The sequence below is a fragment of the Microbacterium aquimaris genome (assembly GCF_039531285.1).
Lineage (GTDB): Bacteria > Actinomycetota > Actinomycetes > Actinomycetales > Microbacteriaceae > Microbacterium > Microbacterium aquimaris.
This window is the reverse complement of sequence record NZ_BAAAPT010000002.1, coordinates 508,639-524,994: the sequence shown is the minus strand read 5'-3', so window position 1 is coordinate 524,994 and position 16,356 is coordinate 508,639. Positions and strand designations below refer to the sequence as shown.

Here is a 16,356-nt window from a genome sequence, read left to right as displayed (position 1 = left end):
CTCGGTGGCCAGACGCCGTGCTCATGCGCTGTCCTTCGCAACGAGGTGGGGGTCTCGCGCGTCTTCCCACTCGTCAGGGATAAGCGCCATTCGCGTCTGCATCTCGAGTTCAGCGAGGGCGTGGAGGTAAATGTGAGTCGTCTCTACGCTGCGGTGACCGAGACGGATCCGCACCCAATCCATCGGTTCACCGAACACGCGCACATATTGGGTGCGCTGACCAAGGGAGAGAGACCGGAGAGCGTCGATATGACCACGCTGCAACTGTTCGAGCGTGATCACCGCGAAGGAGTGCCGAAGCAGATGCGCGCTTGCAGACAACGCCACTCCCTGGGCGACGCATCTCGAACTGGCCCGGAGGAAGATGCCCTTCCACGAGGACACTGCCATCGGATCGCCGGATTCCGAGAGCCACAGGGCGGCCGGTTCGAATCCGCCGTTCGCTTCTACCAGCGTTTGTCGGCGTTCGTCCGGTGTCAACAACTCAAGCTTGACTCGCTGCGACGTTCCGTAGGCTGTTGCATAGCGCGCGTTCGGTTCGACCACGAGAGCACCGTGCCGCGGAACGTACCGTCCGGACTTGCGAGCTCGCTCAATGATCTGGGCGCGGTCCGTGGCGACGTATTCGTGCAAGTCGTGGAGCACACCGGATGGGACATAGATCCACCGTTCCGAACCGCCCTTGGCAATCCCGCGCGGAAGATAGAACCGATGATAACCATTCGTGCGGCTGGGCGCTGGAAGCTCGACCGTCAGAAGGCTTGCTTGCTCCGTCAGGCGCAGTCCTGTGCGAATGAGCATGTCGGTGAAGGTCGCGTTTCTCGAGGCCCAGCGCCCCCGGAACGCATCGTCTCTCCTTCCATCCGGACCATAGCCGCGAACCCCTATATCGCGCCAAACCCGGTATGAAGCGGACGGTAGCCACTCTACTTTCGCGCGCCTGCCACCGTGAGAGAGCATTGCAGGAGTGACGTCTTCCCCCCAACGCGGCGAATTACGGGCGTGGTACTTGCGGCGCTGGCGTTGAGGAATCGGATTCTGCGGAATTGTCTTCTCGCGCGCTTGCCACGAGAAGAACCTATTCAAAGCTGCTAGTTCACGATCCCAGGACGAGGCGCTCACGCGGGGGCCCAGAGGGTCCTCTCGCCGCCACGCGTAGTAGGCCTTGAGATCGTCTGCCGTTGTGTCACGCCATCCGCGATTGCCTCGGTTCCGCGTAAGGAAGTTGAGGAACGCTGTCAGATCGCGCGCGTAGCCAACCCGTGTCGTCATCCTAGAGGCGAGCATGCTCGCGGAATAGAAAAACGCATTCAGTGCGATGTCGTACTCAAATTTCGTGCCCAGCAAGTATGGCGTGCCGATCGGAATGCTGGGGCCGCGAGTCGTCGCCGCCATGAGCGGCTGGGACGAGGCAGACAGGGCAGCGTCATCCATCTCAAGCACGGGCTGAACGGTTGTCCTAAACATCCGCCAGCGAAGCGTGCGCGCAGGCTCGAGCTCCATGAGGCAAGACAACCAGCGATTGGCCCACCGGTCACTGGACACGCCGCTAACTAGCGCTACAATCTCGCGACCAATCCGTGCCCCTGCGGTCGGTACGGGATCCTCGGGTCGGCGTGCGACTGCCCGCCGATGGCGATCCGACGCTATCTGCAGCGTCTGTCGGGACCGCTCCTGGACAGGATCGACATCGAGCTGAGGATGCAGCGGGTCTCGGTCGCGCAGCGCCGGAGCGGGGCGGGCGCGACGACCACCGTGCAGGCGCGCGAACGGGTGGCCGCGGCGCGGGAGCGCTCGGCGCATCGACTGAGCGGGACCCCGTGGCGACGAAACGCCCAGGTCTCCGGGGCATGGCTGCGCGAAGGGCCGAGCGCGCCCGAACCGGCCGTTCGTCGCCCGTTGGACCTCGCTCTGCAGCGAGGCGCACTGACCCTGCGCGCGTACGACCGGGTGCTGCGCCTGGCGTGGACGCTCGCGGACCTCGCCTCCCGTGCGCGCCCCACGATCGACGACGTCGGCCGCGCCCTCTACCTGAAGAAGGGCATCCCCGCATGATGACGCTCGACCTGTCTGCCGCGAGCGCCCGAGACGCGCTGGGCGCGCACGGCGATCCGCTCACCGACGACGAGGCGATCGACGCGTTCGCCCGGGTGTGGTGGGGGCATCTGGCCGAACCCGGGGACGCCGACGCCGGCGCGCTGATCGGGGCCCTGGGAGCGGCCCCGGCGCTCGAGGTCGTGGTCCATTCCGTGCCGACCCCCATCGCCGACCTCGATGCGGTCGCGGCCCGCCACGCCTGGGCACGGTGGAGACCGCGTCTGGACGGCTCGGCGGTCCGGCGCTCGCTGCGGACCGCGACGCTGGTCGGGTTGCGCCTGCTCACCCCCGCCGACGCCGCCTGGCCCGAGGCCCTCGACGACCTCGGACCGCACGCGCCGTCGGCGCTCTGGGTCAACGGATCGCTCGAGGCCGTGCGTGAGGCGACTCCGATCTCGGTTGTCGGGGCCCGGGCAGCCACCTCCTACGGTGAGCACGTCGCCGCCGAACTGGCCGCCGGCATCGGCGCCCACGGGGGAGCGGTGGTCTCCGGCGCCGCCTACGGGATCGACGGTGCCGCCCATCGTGCGGCGCTCGCCGTCGGCTCCCCGACCGTGGCGTTCCTCGCCGGCGGTGCGGATCGGGCGTACCCCTCCGGCAACGCCGGCATGATCGCCGAGATCGCCGAGGCGGGGGCCGTTGTCAGCGAGCTGCCGCCCGGGTCCGCTCCCACACGGTGGCGCTTCCTGCAACGGAACAGGCTGATCGCCGCCATGGGGGCGGCGACGGTCGTGGTCGAGGCCGGGTGGCGCAGCGGCTCGTTGAACACCGCCGGACATGCGGCCGGTCTGGGTCGCCCTTTGGGGGCGGTGCCCGGACCGGTCACCAGTGCCGCATCCGCGGGCTGTCATCGTCTCCTGCGCGAGTACGACGCTGTCGCCGTGACCTGTCCCGACGACGTCTGGGAACTGGCCGGAGGACCCGGAGATCCACGCGGCGGTCCCCCACCCGGCGCAGAGGACGGCGTTCAGCGTCGCAGGACGGATGTGACCACCCGTGTTCTGGACGCCCTCAGCCCACGGGCCGATCGGACGGTGGCCGAGATCGCCCGCGGTGCCGGTCTCTCGCTAGAGGAGACCGGCTCGTTGCTCGGACTGTTGGAGCTCGAGGGGCTCGCCGGACGTGGCGGGAGCGGGTGGCGGCGCGCGTGAACGATCCGCCGCACGTCACGGTGCGCCGCCGCCGGCAGAAGCGGATGCCGCGAGAAACTGAAGGCATGATCCTGAGCGATGCGGCCGAGGACTACCTGCGCCACCTCGCGCACGTGCGTCGTCTGTCACCGCGAACCGTGCGGGCCTACCGCGGGGACCTCGCCGACGTCGTCACCGTCCTCGGCGATCCACCGCTGGACCGGGTCGACGTCGAGGCGTTGCGCGAGTGGCTGTGGCAGTCGGTCCAGCGCGGGCACGGCAAGGCGACGCTCGCGCGGCGCACCGCCGCCGTCCGCGGCTTCTTCGCCTGGGCGTGCGAGACCGGCCTGATCGCGAACGACCCCGGTGCGCGCCTCGTCGCCCCCAAGCGGGGTCGAACGCTCCCGAAGGTCGCGACCGCGGACGGCGTCGCCGAGCTCCTCGACGCGCTCCGCGAGAGCGCGCGGGAGGGGGACACGACGGACCTGCGCGACAGCGCGATCCTCGAGATCCTCTATGGCACCGGCATCCGCGTGGCGGAACTGTGCGCCCTCGACCTCGACTCCTTCGACGCCGGCCGCCGCACCCTGCGTGTGATCGGCAAAGGCGACAAAGAACGGGTCGTCCCCTACGGCGCACCCGCGGCGCAAGCGCTCGATGCCTACCTGGTCCGCGCGCGACCGGTGTTGCTCGCGCGCCGAGAACTCCGCGAGGCCACCGCCCTCTTCCTCGGCGCACGCGGTGCCCGCATCGGCGCGCGGTCGGTGTACGACGTCGTCGCGCGCCGCCTCGGCCCCGTCGTGGGATCGACCGTGGGCGCGCACGCGCTCCGCCACTCCGCGGCGACGCACCTGCTCGACGGCGGCGCCGATCTGAGGTCCGTCCAAGAACTGCTCGGTCATGCGAGCCTGGGCACGACACAGGTCTACACGCATGTGTCGAACGAGCGTCTGGCCGCGACCTACCGCCTGGCACACCCCCGTGCCTAGGCTGAACCGTATGAGGATCGTGTCGCAGAACCCCGCCACTCGTCGACGACTCGGCCTCGCCGCGGGCGCCGTGCTCGTGAGCACACTCGCCCTCAGCGGCTGCACGACCGAAACGGTCGTGCAGCTCCCGGAGGAGCCGACGTTCGTCGAGGCCTCGCCGAGCAGTACGGATGAGCCCCGCGTGGTGGAGGAGCAGGACGGCGCCGCGGCGGCCATCGACTGCGCCGGAGGACCGATCGAGGTCCCCAGCGGGACGACCACGGGCGTGGAGGTCACCGGTGAATGCCCGACGGTGACCATCCGCGGAAACGACCTCACGGTGGATATGACCGGCGCCGTCGTCGACGATGTCGTCGTGCGGGCCGATCGTGTCACGGTGTACGCGAGCGATGTGCGCTCGCTGTCGATCGACGGCTACGACACCGTGGTCGATCTCGACCGGGTCGCCGATGTCGCAGTGTCCGGCGATCGCAACACCGTGCGCGCGGCCGGTGGCATCGACGCGGTCTCCGTCGACGGCGACGACAACATCCTCCGCGCGGAGACGGGCATCGGCCTCATCGACGACGCGGGCGAGCGCAACACCATCGGCTGAGCGGTCGCGATCGGTTCGCAGCACGGCAGCAGCACCGCCCGTGGCACCTCGCCGAGCAGAAGCAGGGGATTGATGTACTCCCCGTGCCATCTCACGCCGACGTGAAGCGCTCCGGTGTGCGTGTGGCCGCCGATACCGAGCGACCCCACCCGCTGGCCCGCGACGACCGGCGTGCCCGGCGTCACCTCCGGATCGACCGGCTCCAACGTCGTGACGAGACCGTCGCCATGGTCGATCGTGACCACCCCGCGCCCGGCCACCGGGCCGGCGAACGCCACGACCCCGACCGCGGGTGAGCCCACGGGGGCGTCCGGTGAGGCGGGCTCGAGATCGATCCCGCGATGGCCGGGTCCATACGCGTGGGCCGGCGCGACGAAATGCTCCACGACCCGGAAGGGATGCACCGGCCAGGTCCAGCCGGTCCGCGTCGGCACCGCATCCGCCGACGCCGACGCCGGAGGTGCAGGCGGCGCGGGGGCGATCGTCAGCAGGGTGATCGTCACCAGGGCGACCGTCAGCGTGAGCAGAGGCCGTCGGCTCGACGACGGGTGGGGCGCCATCGCCTCATCATCCCGGCCGGCGCGCGCCGACCGGGAGCGGTTCGCGAGGCCTGTGGATGGAGGCGTCGCGCGGGCGGTCGGGGAGGAACCTCGCCTGGTACACTCGGAGGGCATCCCGTTCTCGGGGTGACTACGCGTGCCCACAGCGCGCCGTTTCCGGCGCGTGGCATCCACTCCCTCCGGTCCTCCACCGATCCCTGATCGACGGAGGCGGGAGTGCGTCGGGCACCAGGACGTGTCGATCGACCGATCGACCGAGAAACCGAAAACCGGCGCGCACGCGCCAGAACAGGAGAACGGCCATGGCCGTCGTCACCATCCGCCAGTTGCTCGACAGCGGCGTTCACTTCGGACACCAGACCCGCCGGTGGAACCCGAAGGTCAAGCGCTTCATCCTCACCGAGCGCAGCGGCATCCACATCATCGACCTGCAGCAGTCGCTGTCGTACATCGACCGCGCGTACGAGTTCGTCAAGGAGACCGTCGCCCACGGCGGCACCGTCCTGTTCGTCGGCACCAAGAAGCAGGCGCAGGAGATCATCGCCGAGCAGGCCACCCGCGTCGGGCAGCCCTACGTCAACCAGCGTTGGCTCGGTGGACTGCTGACCAACTTCGCGACCGTCAGCAAGCGTCTGGCCCGCATGAAGGAGCTCGAAGAGCTCGACTTCGACGACCCCGCGGCCAGCGGCTTCACCAAGAAGGAGCTCCTGCTGAAGAAGCGCGAGCTCGACAAGCTCCACAAGTCGCTCGGTGGTATCCGAAACCTGCAGAAGACCCCGTCGGCGATCTGGGTGGTCGACGCCAAGCGTGAGCACCTCGCCGTCGACGAGGCCACCAAGCTCGGCATCCCGATCATCGGCATCCTGGACACCAACGCCGACCCGGACGAGTTCCAGTACCCGATCCCCGGCAACGACGATGCGATCCGCTCGGTCAGCCTGCTGACCCGGATCATCGCCGACGCCGCCGCCGAGGGTCTCATCCAGCGTCACCAGCCCGCCGACGAGGTCGAGGAAGCCGCCGAGCCCCTCGCCGAGTGGGAGCGCGAGCTGCTCGAGTCCGGCGCGCCGGCCCAGTCGTCCGCCGAGACCGAGAAGGTCGCCGACGAGGGCGAGGCCAAGGCCGAGGCGAGCGAGATCGTCGCCGAGGAGCAGGCCGCCGAGGGTGAGAAGGCCACGGAGTCGGAGGCGGACGCCGAAGGCGCCGCCGCGGCCGACGCCACTGCCGCCGACGCCAAGTAACCGACTCGTCATCGCGGCGGGGCCGCCTCATCGCGGCCTCGCCGGACCGAACACCGAACCACCTGAACAAGGAGCCGCCACCCATGGCAAACTTCACGATCGCCGACATCAAGGCGCTGCGCGAGCAGCTCGGCACGGGCATGGTCGACACCAAGAAGGCGCTCGAGGAGGCCGACGGCGACGTCGACAAGGCCACCGAGATCCTGCGTCTGAAGGGTGCGAAGGGCAACGCCAAGCGCGCCGACCGCTCCACCAGTGAGGGCCTCGTCGCCGCTCACGAGCAGGACGGCAGCGTCACCCTGATCGAGCTCGCGTGCGAGACCGACTTCGTCGCCAAGAACGAGCGCTTCGGTGCCCTCGCCGAGAAGGTCCTGGCAGCCGCCGCGGCCGCCGGTGCGGACTCCGTCGAGGCCGCACTGGCCGCAGACGCCTCCGGTCAGACCGTCGACCAGCTCATTTCGGACGAGGCCGCCATCATCGGCGAGAAGGTCGAACTGCGCCGCGTCCGCACGCTGTCGGGCGACAACTTCGAGATCTACCTGCACAAGACCAGCAAGGACCTGCCCCCGCAGGTCGGCGTGGTGCTCGCCTACACCGGCGACGACGCGGAGACCGCTCGCAGCCTCGCGCAGCACATCTCCTTCGCCAACCCGTCGTACCTCTCCCGTGACGAGGTACCCGAGGCCGACGTCGAGAAGGAGCGCGAGCTCGTGACCGAGATCTCCCGCAACGAGGGCAAGCCCGAGGCTGCGCTTCCGAAGATCGTCGAAGGCCGCGTCAACGCGTTCTTCAAGCAGGTCGCGCTGCTCGACCAGGACTACGCCAAGGACAACAAGCAGTCGGTGGCCAAGGTCGCCTCCGACGCCGGTCTGACCCTGACCGGATTCGCCCGGTTCAAGGTCGGGGCGTAATCGCTTCGAAGGCCCGCACCGCCCCCGGTGGTGCGGGCCTTTTCTCATGCCCTTCGATAGGTTGTACGCGACGAGAGGAATCACGTGATCGATGAAGCGACCGGACGCCGGCGCGTCCTGCTGAAGCTGTCGGGAGAAGCGTTCGGCGGGGGAGCGCTCGGGGTCAATCCCGACGTCGTCTCGCAGATCGCGCGCGAGATCGCCGAGGCGGTGGATCGTGTGGAGATCGCCGTCGTCGTCGGCGGCGGCAACTTCTTCCGTGGTGCCGAGCTGAGCCAGCGCGGGATGGACCGCGGGCGAGCCGACTACATGGGCATGCTCGGAACCGTCATGAACGCCCTGGCGCTGCAAGACTTCCTCGAGCAGGCCGGCGCCGCGACGCGCGTGCAGTCGGCCATCTCGATGACACAGGTCGCCGAGCCCTACATCCCCCGGCGTGCCGAGCGCCACATGGAGAAGGGGCGCGTGGTGATCTTCGGCGCGGGGGCCGGTCTGCCGTATTTCTCCACCGACACCGTCGCGGCCCAACGCGCACTCGAGATCGACGCCTCGGAGGTGTTGGTCGCCAAGAACGGGGTGGACGGCGTGTACACCGCCGACCCGCGCACGGACCCCTCGGCGACGCGTATCGACCGCATCACCTACCTCGACGCGCTGCAGCGCGGCCTCAAGGTCGTCGACTCGACCGCATTCAGCCTGTGCATGGACAATCGCATGGACATGCGCGTGTTCGGCATGGAGCCGGCCGGTAACGTCACCCGGGCGCTGCTGGGTGAGTCGATCGGCACGCTCGTCACGGCTGACTAGACTGAGTGTTCGGTTCTAATGATGGGAGTCACTTGTGATCGCTGATGTGATGGCGGATGCCGGATCGCGCATGGACCGTGCCGTCGAAGCGGCGAAGGAAGACTTCGCGACCGTGCGGACGGGGCGTGCGAACCCGCAGCTGTTCCAGAAGATCCTCGTCGACTACTACGGCAGCCCGACTCCGCTCGCACAGCTGGCGTCGCTGGCGAACCCGGAAGCGCGCTCGCTGATCGTGACGCCGTACGACAAGTCGGCACTCAAGGCCATCGAACAAGCGATCCGCGATACACCGAACCTCGGGGCGAACCCGACCAACGACGGCAACATCGTGCGCGTCACCATGCCCGAACTCACCGAGGAGCGCCGCAAGGAGTTCGTCAAGATCGTCCGGACGAAGGCCGAGGATGCGAAGGTCCACGTCCGTGGCATCCGTCGCAAGATGAAGGACGACCTCGACACGCTCAAGAGCGAGGTCGGCGAGGACGAGTTGGTCCGCGCCGAGAAGGAGCTCGACGCCCTCACGCGCGCGCACGTCGATGAGATCGACGAGGCGCTCAAGCGCAAAGAGGCGGAACTGCTCGAAGTCTGAGTGACGCATGACCGACGCCCCTGACACGCCGTCAGACGACGAGGACGTCGCGCCGCCCGCTCGGCGCGACGCCGACTCGCCGCGCCTGGACACCGATCCGGATGCGCCCGAGTCCTCGCCGGTGTTCCAGGAGCACATGCGTGCCATGCGCACCGGCGTCGAGTCACAGATGGCGCACGCCCGTGCCGAGTTCGATCAGGCCAACGAGCGGATCAAGGAGCGCACCGGTCGCGACCTCATCGTCGCGATCCTGATCGGTGTCGCCATCGGCGGCACGCTTCTGCTCTCCCTGGTGCTGCTGAAGTGGATCTTCGTCCTGTTCGCGCTCGTGGCGACCGTGTTCGGCATCCTCGAGATCAGCCGGGCCCTCACCGTCTCCGGCCGCCGCATCGACGTCGTCCCGCAGGTCGGCGTCGGCGTGGTGCTCGTGCTGTCGGGGCTTCTGACCGACCTGTGGCTGCACTGGGTCGTCACCTTCGTCGCCGTCGTCGTGGTGGCGGTGTGGCGCCTGATCGCGCAAATGGTCGCGGTGGACGACAGGTCCCCCTCGGACGTGCTCGCCGATGTGCTCACGGGCGGATTCGTCCAGCTCTACGTGCCCTTCCTCGGCAGCCTCGCCCTCGTGCTGCTGCGCCAGGACGGTGGCGAGTGGTGGATCATCACCTTCATCCTCATCGCGGTCGTCGCCGACACGGGCGCCTACGTGAGCGGACTGACGCTGGGGCGCCACCCGATGGCGCCGAAGATCAGTCCCAAGAAGACCTGGGAGGGCTTCGCCGGTGCCGCTGTCGCCGCGCTGGCCGCGGGTGTCCTGGCATGCATGTTCATGCTCGGTCTCCCCTGGTGGACCGGTCTGATCTTCGGCGCCGCCGTCCTGCTGACCGCGACGGCCGGAGATCTGGGCGAGTCGATGATCAAGCGGGACATGGGCATCAAGGACATGAGCTCGTGGCTGCCCGGTCACGGCGGAGTGCTCGACCGGCTCGACTCGATCCTCCCGTCCGTGACGGTCGCGCTTGCCTTGTCCTACCTGTTCACCCCGTTGGTGGTGACCGCATGATGAGCACCGCCGCGGAGTCCGCCGACGCACCCGAGCGCACGTCCTTCCCCCTCGCGCAGGGGCGTACACGCGGGTACGACCGTGACGCGGTGGACGAATTCCTCGCCCGCGCACGACGCGTCTTCGAAGGGGACGGCACAGAGCCGCTGACCTCCCACGACGTCCGCCGTGCCGCCTTCCCGCTGGCACGGCACGGATATGCGATCGCGGCCGTGGACGCGGCCCTGTCGCGCATCGAAGACGCCTTCGCCGCGCGGGAGCGCGAGACCGTGCTCGCGGACGGTGACGTCGAGGAGTGGGTCGGCGCCACACGGGAGGTCGCCCAGGAGGTGCTCGATCGGCTGAGCCGCCGCAAGGGGCGACGATTCGACCGGGTCGGCGCGCTCCGGTACGGCTATCGGGTCGACGAGGTCGACCTCGTCGGGGACAAGCTCGCGCGGTATCTCGCGGACGGTGAGCCGGTCTCGGTCGAGCAGGTGCGGTCGGTCGCCTTCCGCATGCAACGCGGCGGGTATCGCGAAGCCCAGGTCGACGCGGTCCTCGACGCGGTCGTGGACGTCATGCTCGCGGTGCGGTGATCACCCCGCGGGTCGCATGACACCGCGGGATGGCGTCGCTAGAATCGGGTCATTGTGACTGACGGAAGCGATCGCACCCCCGCGCGCCGCACGCGCCGAGAGGTCGAGCCCGCCGTCGCGGCGGGACGGACACCGGCCACCCCCGCGGTGCGCTGGTCCCGACGGCGCGGCGTCCTGGCCGTATTCGCCACCGTCGCGGCATTCGGGTTCGTCGCCGCCTACGCCGGCCCGACCGGGGTCGCTCTGAGCGAGGCGAGCGCCGAGGCCACGCAACCGATCACCTTGTACGCGAGCACGCTGGGTGACGCCCAGTCCCTGGTCACCGCGGCGGACGACGAGGAGATCCCGACCTTCGACCGCGGGAACTACGAGGTGTACGTCACCCCCACGCCCACACCCACTCCGGAGCCGGTCGTCGCATCGCAGAGTTCGTCCTCGTCGGCCTCGGCGACCGCATGGGCCCCGCCGTTCGTGACCCCCGATCCCGGGACGGCGCAGGCGATCGCCTACGAGATGGTCGCGGCGCGGGGCTGGGGAGACGGGGAGTTCTCCTGTCTGGTGGCGTTGTGGAACAAGGAGTCCGGGTGGCGGGTGAACGCCTACAACGCCTCCAGCGGCGCGTACGGCATCCCGCAGTCGTTGCCCGGCAACAAGATGGCCAGTGCGGGTGCCGACTGGGAGACCAACCCTGCCACGCAGATCGCCTGGGGTCTCGGGTACATCGGTGGGCGATACGGTACGCCGTGCGGTGCGTGGGGGCACTCGCAGTCCGTCGGCTGGTACTGAGCGATGGCGCGGTCCAACCGTCGGCGCCGTGATTCCGCGGCCGGCGACGCCTCCTTCGAGCGTCTGCTGGCCGGGTGGAAACGCACCGAGGTCCGCCGGGGGGTGGAGTGGACCGTGCAGCCGGTCTCGGCCGCCCGGGCGGTCAAACCGTACACCTGCCCCGGTTGCGGGCGCACGATCGAGCCGTCCATCGCGCACGTGGTCGCGTGGCGTGCCGACGGTGTGCTCGGCGACCGTGCGGATCTCGAGGCACGCAGACACTGGCACACGTCCTGTTGGAGGATCAGCTGATGGAGATTCGCGGACCGCTCATGCTTCCCGCGCGCAGGGAGGAGATCGAACTCGAGACCCTCGACGGGCTCACCCTCGTCGGGGAGATCGCTCTACCCGCCGACCGTGAGCCGCGAGCGACTCTCGTGACCCTGCACCCGCTTCCGACCGCGGGTGGCTTCATGGACTCCCACGTGTTCCGCAAGGCGGCGGCGCGGCTGCCGGCTCTCGCCGATCTCGCGGTGCTGCGGTTCAACACACGCGGCACCTCCTCGCCGCGGGGCACGAGCGAAGGCGAGTTCGACGGCGGCCGGGCCGAGGCGTTCGACGTCGCGGCCGCGATGGACTTCGTCCGCGAGCGTGGGCTGCCCTCGCCGTGGCTGGTGGGATGGTCGTTCGGCACGGAACTCACCCTCAAGTACGGCCGAGACCACGCCGCCGAAGGGTACATCCTGCTCTCGCCACCGCTGCACCGTGCCACGGAGGAGGAGGTGGCGGCGTGGGCGGGGGAGCCACGGCCGCTGGTGATCCTCGTTCCGGAGTTCGACGATTTCCTGCGGCCGGAGGAGGCCGTGCGACGCTTCGCCTCGGTGCCACAGGCGAACCTGATCGCCGTCGAGGGGGCGAAGCACCTGTGGGTCGGGGAGTCGCAGACCCGACGCGTGCTCACCGAGATCGTCGCGGCGGTCAACCCCGACGCGCTGCCGCTTCCGACCGAATGGTCCGGCCCGCTCCCCGACGCGATCTGACTCAGCGTTCGTTCTGCCGGGGGATCAGCACCTGGCGGTACAGGATCAGGATACTGGCGGCCACGGGGATGGCCACCAGTGCTCCGAGCAGGCCGAGCAGCGAACCGCCCGCGAGAGCCGCGATCACGATGACGGCTCCCGGCACCGACACGGCCCTCCCCATGATCCGCGGGGCGATGACGTACGCCTCGAGTTGCATGTAGATCAGGTAGTAGATCGCGGCGATCAGTGCCGTGGTCGGGCTGCCGAGCCCCGGGATGAGACACAGCAGCACGATGATCGTCGAGCCGGTGAGGGTTCCCACCAGCGGGATGATCGAGAACAGGAACGCCACGACGGCCAGCACCGCGGGAAACGGGGCGCCGATGATGCTGAGGAAGACCGCGCTCAGGGCGCCGTTGAGCACACCGAGCGACAATTGTCCGATGACGTAGTAGCCGACCGAGTCGGTGATCTGCTCGGCGAGGTCGATGAAGCGGGCCCGCCGCGAGGCCGGCACCAGCTGGTAGACGGCCCGCTTGAGGCTCGGGGTCGACGCGGTGAAGTAGATCGTGAGGATGAGGACGATGAACGCACCCGTCAGACCGGCCAGTACCGCACCACTGAAGGCGATGACCCCCTGACCGATCGACTCCCCGATCTCGGCGACGTTCGTGGTCAGCCACTCCTCGGCGAACGCGAAGACGACATCGACGTCCAAGGTCGGGAACGTCGCCTGCAACCACGATCGCAGGTCGTCGAAGAAGGTTCCGCGCTCGACCAGGCGGGTGACCGCGACCACGAGCTGGGAGATCTGCGACACGATCAGCGGGACGATGACCAGCACGATGCCGGCGAACAGTGCGAGCACGCCCAGGACGGTCACCAGGACCGCCGCCCACCGGGGGAGCCGGCGCCGTTCGAGGAACGAGATCACCGGGTCCAGGCCGAGGGAGAGGAACAGCGCGGTACCGACGTAGAGGAGGATCGTCGAGAGGGTCTGCACGCTGCCGATGAGCACCAGGCCCAGTCCGACGCCCAACGTCGCCAGGAACGCCACCCGGAACGGGTTGTGGATCTTCACGCGGTCTCCTACCTCGGCCGTGGGCCTGTGGAGTCAGGATACGCATGAGCGCCCCGGAGTCGGTGCATCGACGCCTCCCGGTGGGTTTTCAGTTCAGGTCCGCTAGTCTGAAACGTCGATTGACGTCTGCACCGTGACCCGAGCGGACGTGGAGAGGTGTTTCCTTGCGATTCGTGTGGGCGGTTGTGGCGTTCGTCCTCGCCGCGGTGATGATCGGCGCGGGGATCGCGCAGCGCACCGTCTTCCAAGGCCCTGATGCGCAGACCGCGCAGTTCGACGTCGAAGAAGGCGTTCCGTACGTGCTGGTCGACGGCGGTGCGATGACCGCGTTCGCGGGCCCGCAGACGCTCCGCGTCCAGGGCGAGGGGGAACTGTTCGCCGCATACGGCCGTACGGCCGACCTCGAAGCGTGGCTCGCCGACGCCGAGTACGCGCACGTGACCGCGGACGACGCGGGGGCGATCTCCACCGCGACCGTCGAGCCGGTCGTCCCCGAGCCGACCGAGTCCGCGGCCGCCGACGACGCCGCAGACGAAGACAGCGCCGAGGAGGATGTCGTGCCCGGCCGCAACCCGGTCGGATCGGACCTGTGGCTCGACGAATACCAGCAGACCGATCTGCTCATCGCGCCCCTGCAGCTTCCCGCCGAAATGAGCGTGCTGGTGGCCGCGGACGGCACCGAACCGGCCCCGACCGACCTGAGCGTGTCGTGGCCCATCGAGAACAGCACCCCCTGGGCGGGGCCGCTGATCGTGGGTGGCGCGATCCTGATGGCGGTCGGCCTGTTCCTCTACGTGCTCGGCATCCGCCATGTCCGGCGCTCGCGCGGTCCGCGTCGCAAGGGACTGCCGCTGCCGGCGACCGAGCCTATCGACATCGCCGTCGACGACCCCGACAAGGGGGTCATCAGCGCCACCCCGACGCGTCGCACGATCGGCCGTGGGCGACGCAGCCTCGTGGCGGTGCCGGTCGTCGCGGCGTCGGCGCTGGTTCTCGGCGGCTGCTCCGCCGACGCCTGGCCCGAGTTCGGCAGCACCCCCACGCCCTCGCCCACGGCCTCCGTGATCGTCCCCGAGGGCCAGCAGGCGCCCGCGGTGACCCGTCCGCAGGCCGAGCGGATCCTCGAGCGGGTGGCGGCCACGGTCGCCGAGGCGGACGAAGCACACGACCCCGACCTGGCGGCGACCCGCCTGGAGGGGGCCCCGCTGGCCGAACGCGAGACCCTGTACACGTTGCAGGACGCGATCGACGACCGCGAAGGCCTTCCCGCGATCCCCACGACACCTCTCGAGGTGGTCCTCCCACAGGCCACCGACGGCTGGCCGCGCACGTTCCTGGCTGTGGTCAACGATCCGGAAGGGACGGCGGCGACCACGATGTTCCTCACGCAGCAGGACCCCTGGTCGGACTACAAGCTGAGCTACTACTCCTACCTCGAAGCCGACACGACCCTTCCCGACCTCGCACCGGTGTACGTCGGCGCGACGCAGGTCCAACCCGACTCGCCGTTCCTCATCATGGAACCGCAGGAACTGTCGGCCGCCTACGCGGACGTGATCAACAACGGCGAGGACAGCGAGTACGCCCCGATGTTCGAGCTCGACGAGGACCAGTTCCGCATCGGCGTCGCCGCCGACCGGCAGAAGCGCCTCGACGAGTTCAACGAGACAGCCGAGTCCACCGGCGAGCTGACCTTCTCGACGGAGCCCGGCGCGGAGGAACCCGCGGCGTTGGCGACGCTCGAGAGCGGCGCGATCGTCGCGGTGACGATCGAAGAGATCGACACCGTGAAGCCGACCGACGACGACGCCGTCATCAAACTCGACAACAACCCCACCGTGCAGACCCTCACCGGGGTCGACGAATCCTCCGAGGGATTCAGTACGGTGTATGTCGACCAGCTGTTCTTCTACGTCCCCGGACAGGGGTCCAGCGAGAAGATCAGACTCCTCGGATATGTTTCGAACATCCTCGACGCGAAGGTGATTGAGTGACCGATGCCTCCATGGCGGCCGCGATGCGCGGTGCCGTCGACCTGTCTTCCCTCCGCAACCGACCCGATCCCGCCGCGGCTCCGGCCTCGGGCGGTGCGGCGTCGTCCGCCCTCGTGCGTGACGTCACCGACGCGACCTTCCCGGAGGTGCTCGAGCTCTCGCGCACCGTCCCGGTGGTGGTCGACCTGTGGGCCGAGTGGTGCGAACCGTGCAAGCAGCTCAGCCCGATCCTGGAGAAGGTGACGGTCGAGCTCGGCGGACGTGTCGTGCTCGCGAAGGTCGACGTCGACGCGAACCCTCAGCTCGCGCAGGGCTTCCGCGCCCAGTCGATCCCGATGGTGGTGGCTCTGCTGGCCGGGCAGCCCGTCCCGCTCTTCCAGGGCGCCGTGCCCGAGCAGCAGGTCCGTGAGGTGTTCGGGCAGCTGCTGCAGGCGGCCGCCCAGAACGGTGTGACCGGAACCGTCACGCCCGACGACGCGGCCTCCGACGAGGACACCGAGACCGAGCCTGCCCTGCCGCCCGCGCATGCCGAGGCCTACGCGGCGATCGAAGCCGGCGACTATGAGCGGGCGGCCCGAGCGTACGAGTCGGCGATCAGCGAGAACCCCGGTGACAGCGACGCGAAGGCCGGGCTCGCGCAGGTGAGACTGCTCAGCCGCGTGCAGGGTGCCGACCTCCAGGCCGCGCGGACCGCCGCAGCGGAGGCCCCGCAGGACGTCGACGCCCAATTGCTCGTGGCAGACCTGGATGTCGCGGGCGGTCACATCGATGACGCGTTCGAGCGCCTCCTGACGCTGTTCGCCGCCCTCGCGGGAGACGAGCGCACGCCCGTACGGACGCGCTTGCTCGAGTTGTTCCAGGTCGTCGGTGACGCCGACCCGCGCGTGGTCCGCGCTCGGGCCAAGCTCGCCTCGCTGATGTTCTGACCGCGCCTCCG

Annotated in this window: 17 protein-coding genes and 2 pseudogenes; 16 read left to right on the top strand and 3 right to left on the bottom strand. The window is 69.2% G+C overall.

Going from position 1 to position 16,356, the window contains the following annotated elements:
* Nucleotides 1-21: 21 nt before the first annotated feature.
* Nucleotides 22-1,434, bottom strand: coding sequence for a tyrosine-type recombinase/integrase (locus tag ABD204_RS12060; RefSeq protein ID WP_322597642.1), 1,413 nt, complete (start codon nucleotides 1,432-1,434; stop codon nucleotides 22-24).
* 144 nt (nucleotides 1,435-1,578) lie between these two features.
* Between ABD204_RS12060 and ABD204_RS12055 the strand changes: the two are divergent.
* The 5 genes and pseudogenes from ABD204_RS12055 to ABD204_RS12035 form a co-directional block, all read left to right on the top strand.
* Nucleotides 1,579-1,707: pseudogene (locus ABD204_RS12055) on the top strand (ATP-binding protein); the annotation flags it as partial.
* Nucleotides 1,702-2,055, top strand: coding sequence for a magnesium chelatase subunit ChlI family protein (locus tag ABD204_RS12050; RefSeq protein ID WP_241748037.1), 354 nt, complete (start codon nucleotides 1,702-1,704; stop codon nucleotides 2,053-2,055). The pseudogene ABD204_RS12055 and the gene ABD204_RS12050, both read left to right, overlap by 6 nt.
* Nucleotides 2,052-3,248 carry a DNA-processing protein DprA gene (gene dprA, locus ABD204_RS12045; RefSeq protein WP_322597603.1) on the top strand — a complete coding sequence of 399 codons (1,197 nt, stop codon included), beginning with the start codon at nucleotides 2,052-2,054 and terminating at the stop codon, nucleotides 3,246-3,248. The genes ABD204_RS12050 and dprA overlap by 4 nt, the downstream gene beginning before the upstream one ends.
* 65 nt (nucleotides 3,249-3,313) lie before the next feature.
* Nucleotides 3,314-4,216, top strand: coding sequence for a tyrosine recombinase XerC (locus tag ABD204_RS12040; RefSeq protein WP_194424645.1), 903 nt, complete (start codon nucleotides 3,314-3,316; stop codon nucleotides 4,214-4,216).
* Nucleotides 4,217-4,226: 10 nt separating this feature from the next.
* A complete protein-coding gene (locus ABD204_RS12035) occupies nucleotides 4,227-4,811 on the top strand; it encodes a hypothetical protein (protein ID WP_241747987.1) in 585 nt (194 codons plus the stop codon).
* A gap of 125 nt (nucleotides 4,812-4,936) precedes the next feature.
* Here the strand turns inward: ABD204_RS12035 and ABD204_RS12030 are convergent.
* A pseudogene (locus ABD204_RS12030) lies at nucleotides 4,937-5,371 on the bottom strand (peptidoglycan DD-metalloendopeptidase family protein); the annotation flags it as partial.
* 302 nt (nucleotides 5,372-5,673) lie between these two features.
* On the opposite strand from ABD204_RS12030, the gene rpsB reads away from it, so the two are divergent.
* From rpsB to ABD204_RS11985, 9 genes are all read left to right on the top strand, one after another.
* Nucleotides 5,674-6,612, top strand: coding sequence for a 30S ribosomal protein S2 (gene rpsB, locus ABD204_RS12025; protein WP_194424647.1), 939 nt, complete (start codon nucleotides 5,674-5,676; stop codon nucleotides 6,610-6,612).
* Nucleotides 6,613-6,695: 83 nt separating this feature from the next.
* Nucleotides 6,696-7,523, top strand: coding sequence for a translation elongation factor Ts (gene tsf / locus ABD204_RS12020; protein WP_194424648.1), 828 nt, complete (start codon nucleotides 6,696-6,698; stop codon nucleotides 7,521-7,523).
* Nucleotides 7,524-7,607: 84 nt separating this feature from the next.
* Nucleotides 7,608-8,330 (top strand): UMP kinase, encoded by a 723-nt coding sequence (pyrH, locus tag ABD204_RS12015; protein ID WP_194424649.1) that lies wholly within the window; start codon nucleotides 7,608-7,610, stop codon nucleotides 8,328-8,330.
* Between the two features lie 34 nt (nucleotides 8,331-8,364).
* A complete protein-coding gene (gene frr / locus ABD204_RS12010; RefSeq protein WP_194424650.1) occupies nucleotides 8,365-8,919 on the top strand; it encodes a ribosome recycling factor in 555 nt (184 codons plus the stop codon).
* Nucleotides 8,920-8,926: 7 nt separating this feature from the next.
* Nucleotides 8,927-9,979, top strand: a complete 1,053-nt coding sequence (locus ABD204_RS12005; protein ID WP_194424651.1) for a phosphatidate cytidylyltransferase — start codon at nucleotides 8,927-8,929, stop codon at nucleotides 9,977-9,979.
* Nucleotides 9,976-10,557 (top strand): DivIVA domain-containing protein, encoded by a 582-nt coding sequence (locus ABD204_RS12000; RefSeq protein ID WP_241747988.1) that lies wholly within the window; start codon nucleotides 9,976-9,978, stop codon nucleotides 10,555-10,557. The genes ABD204_RS12005 and ABD204_RS12000 overlap by 4 nt, the downstream gene beginning before the upstream one ends.
* Before the next feature lie 54 nt (nucleotides 10,558-10,611).
* A complete protein-coding gene (locus tag ABD204_RS11995) occupies nucleotides 10,612-11,343 on the top strand; it encodes an aggregation-promoting factor C-terminal-like domain-containing protein (protein ID WP_322597604.1) in 732 nt (243 codons plus the stop codon).
* Between the two features lie 3 nt (nucleotides 11,344-11,346).
* A complete protein-coding gene (locus tag ABD204_RS11990; RefSeq protein WP_194424652.1) occupies nucleotides 11,347-11,634 on the top strand; it encodes a hypothetical protein in 288 nt (95 codons plus the stop codon).
* Entirely contained in the window at nucleotides 11,634-12,362 is a 729-nt protein-coding gene (locus tag ABD204_RS11985) for an alpha/beta hydrolase (protein WP_194424653.1), read from the top strand. Before ABD204_RS11990 ends, ABD204_RS11985 begins: the two co-directional genes overlap by 1 nt.
* Nucleotide 12,363: 1 nt before the next feature.
* Here the strand turns inward: ABD204_RS11985 and ABD204_RS11980 are convergent, their stop codons facing one another.
* Nucleotides 12,364-13,425 carry an AI-2E family transporter gene (locus ABD204_RS11980; protein ID WP_194424654.1) on the bottom strand — a complete coding sequence of 354 codons (1,062 nt, stop codon included), beginning with the start codon at nucleotides 13,423-13,425 and terminating at the stop codon, nucleotides 12,364-12,366.
* A 173-nt stretch (nucleotides 13,426-13,598) separates the two neighbouring features.
* Here ABD204_RS11980 and ABD204_RS11975 point away from each other — a divergent pair, with 173 nt between their 5' ends.
* Both ABD204_RS11975 and ABD204_RS11970 read left to right on the top strand, forming a co-directional pair.
* Nucleotides 13,599-15,419, top strand: a complete 1,821-nt coding sequence (locus ABD204_RS11975; protein WP_322597643.1) for a DUF8094 domain-containing protein — start codon at nucleotides 13,599-13,601, stop codon at nucleotides 15,417-15,419.
* A gap of 11 nt (nucleotides 15,420-15,430) precedes the next feature.
* Nucleotides 15,431-16,345, top strand: coding sequence for a tetratricopeptide repeat protein (locus ABD204_RS11970; RefSeq protein ID WP_194425016.1), 915 nt, complete (start codon nucleotides 15,431-15,433; stop codon nucleotides 16,343-16,345).
* Nucleotides 16,346-16,356 lie beyond the last annotated feature (11 nt).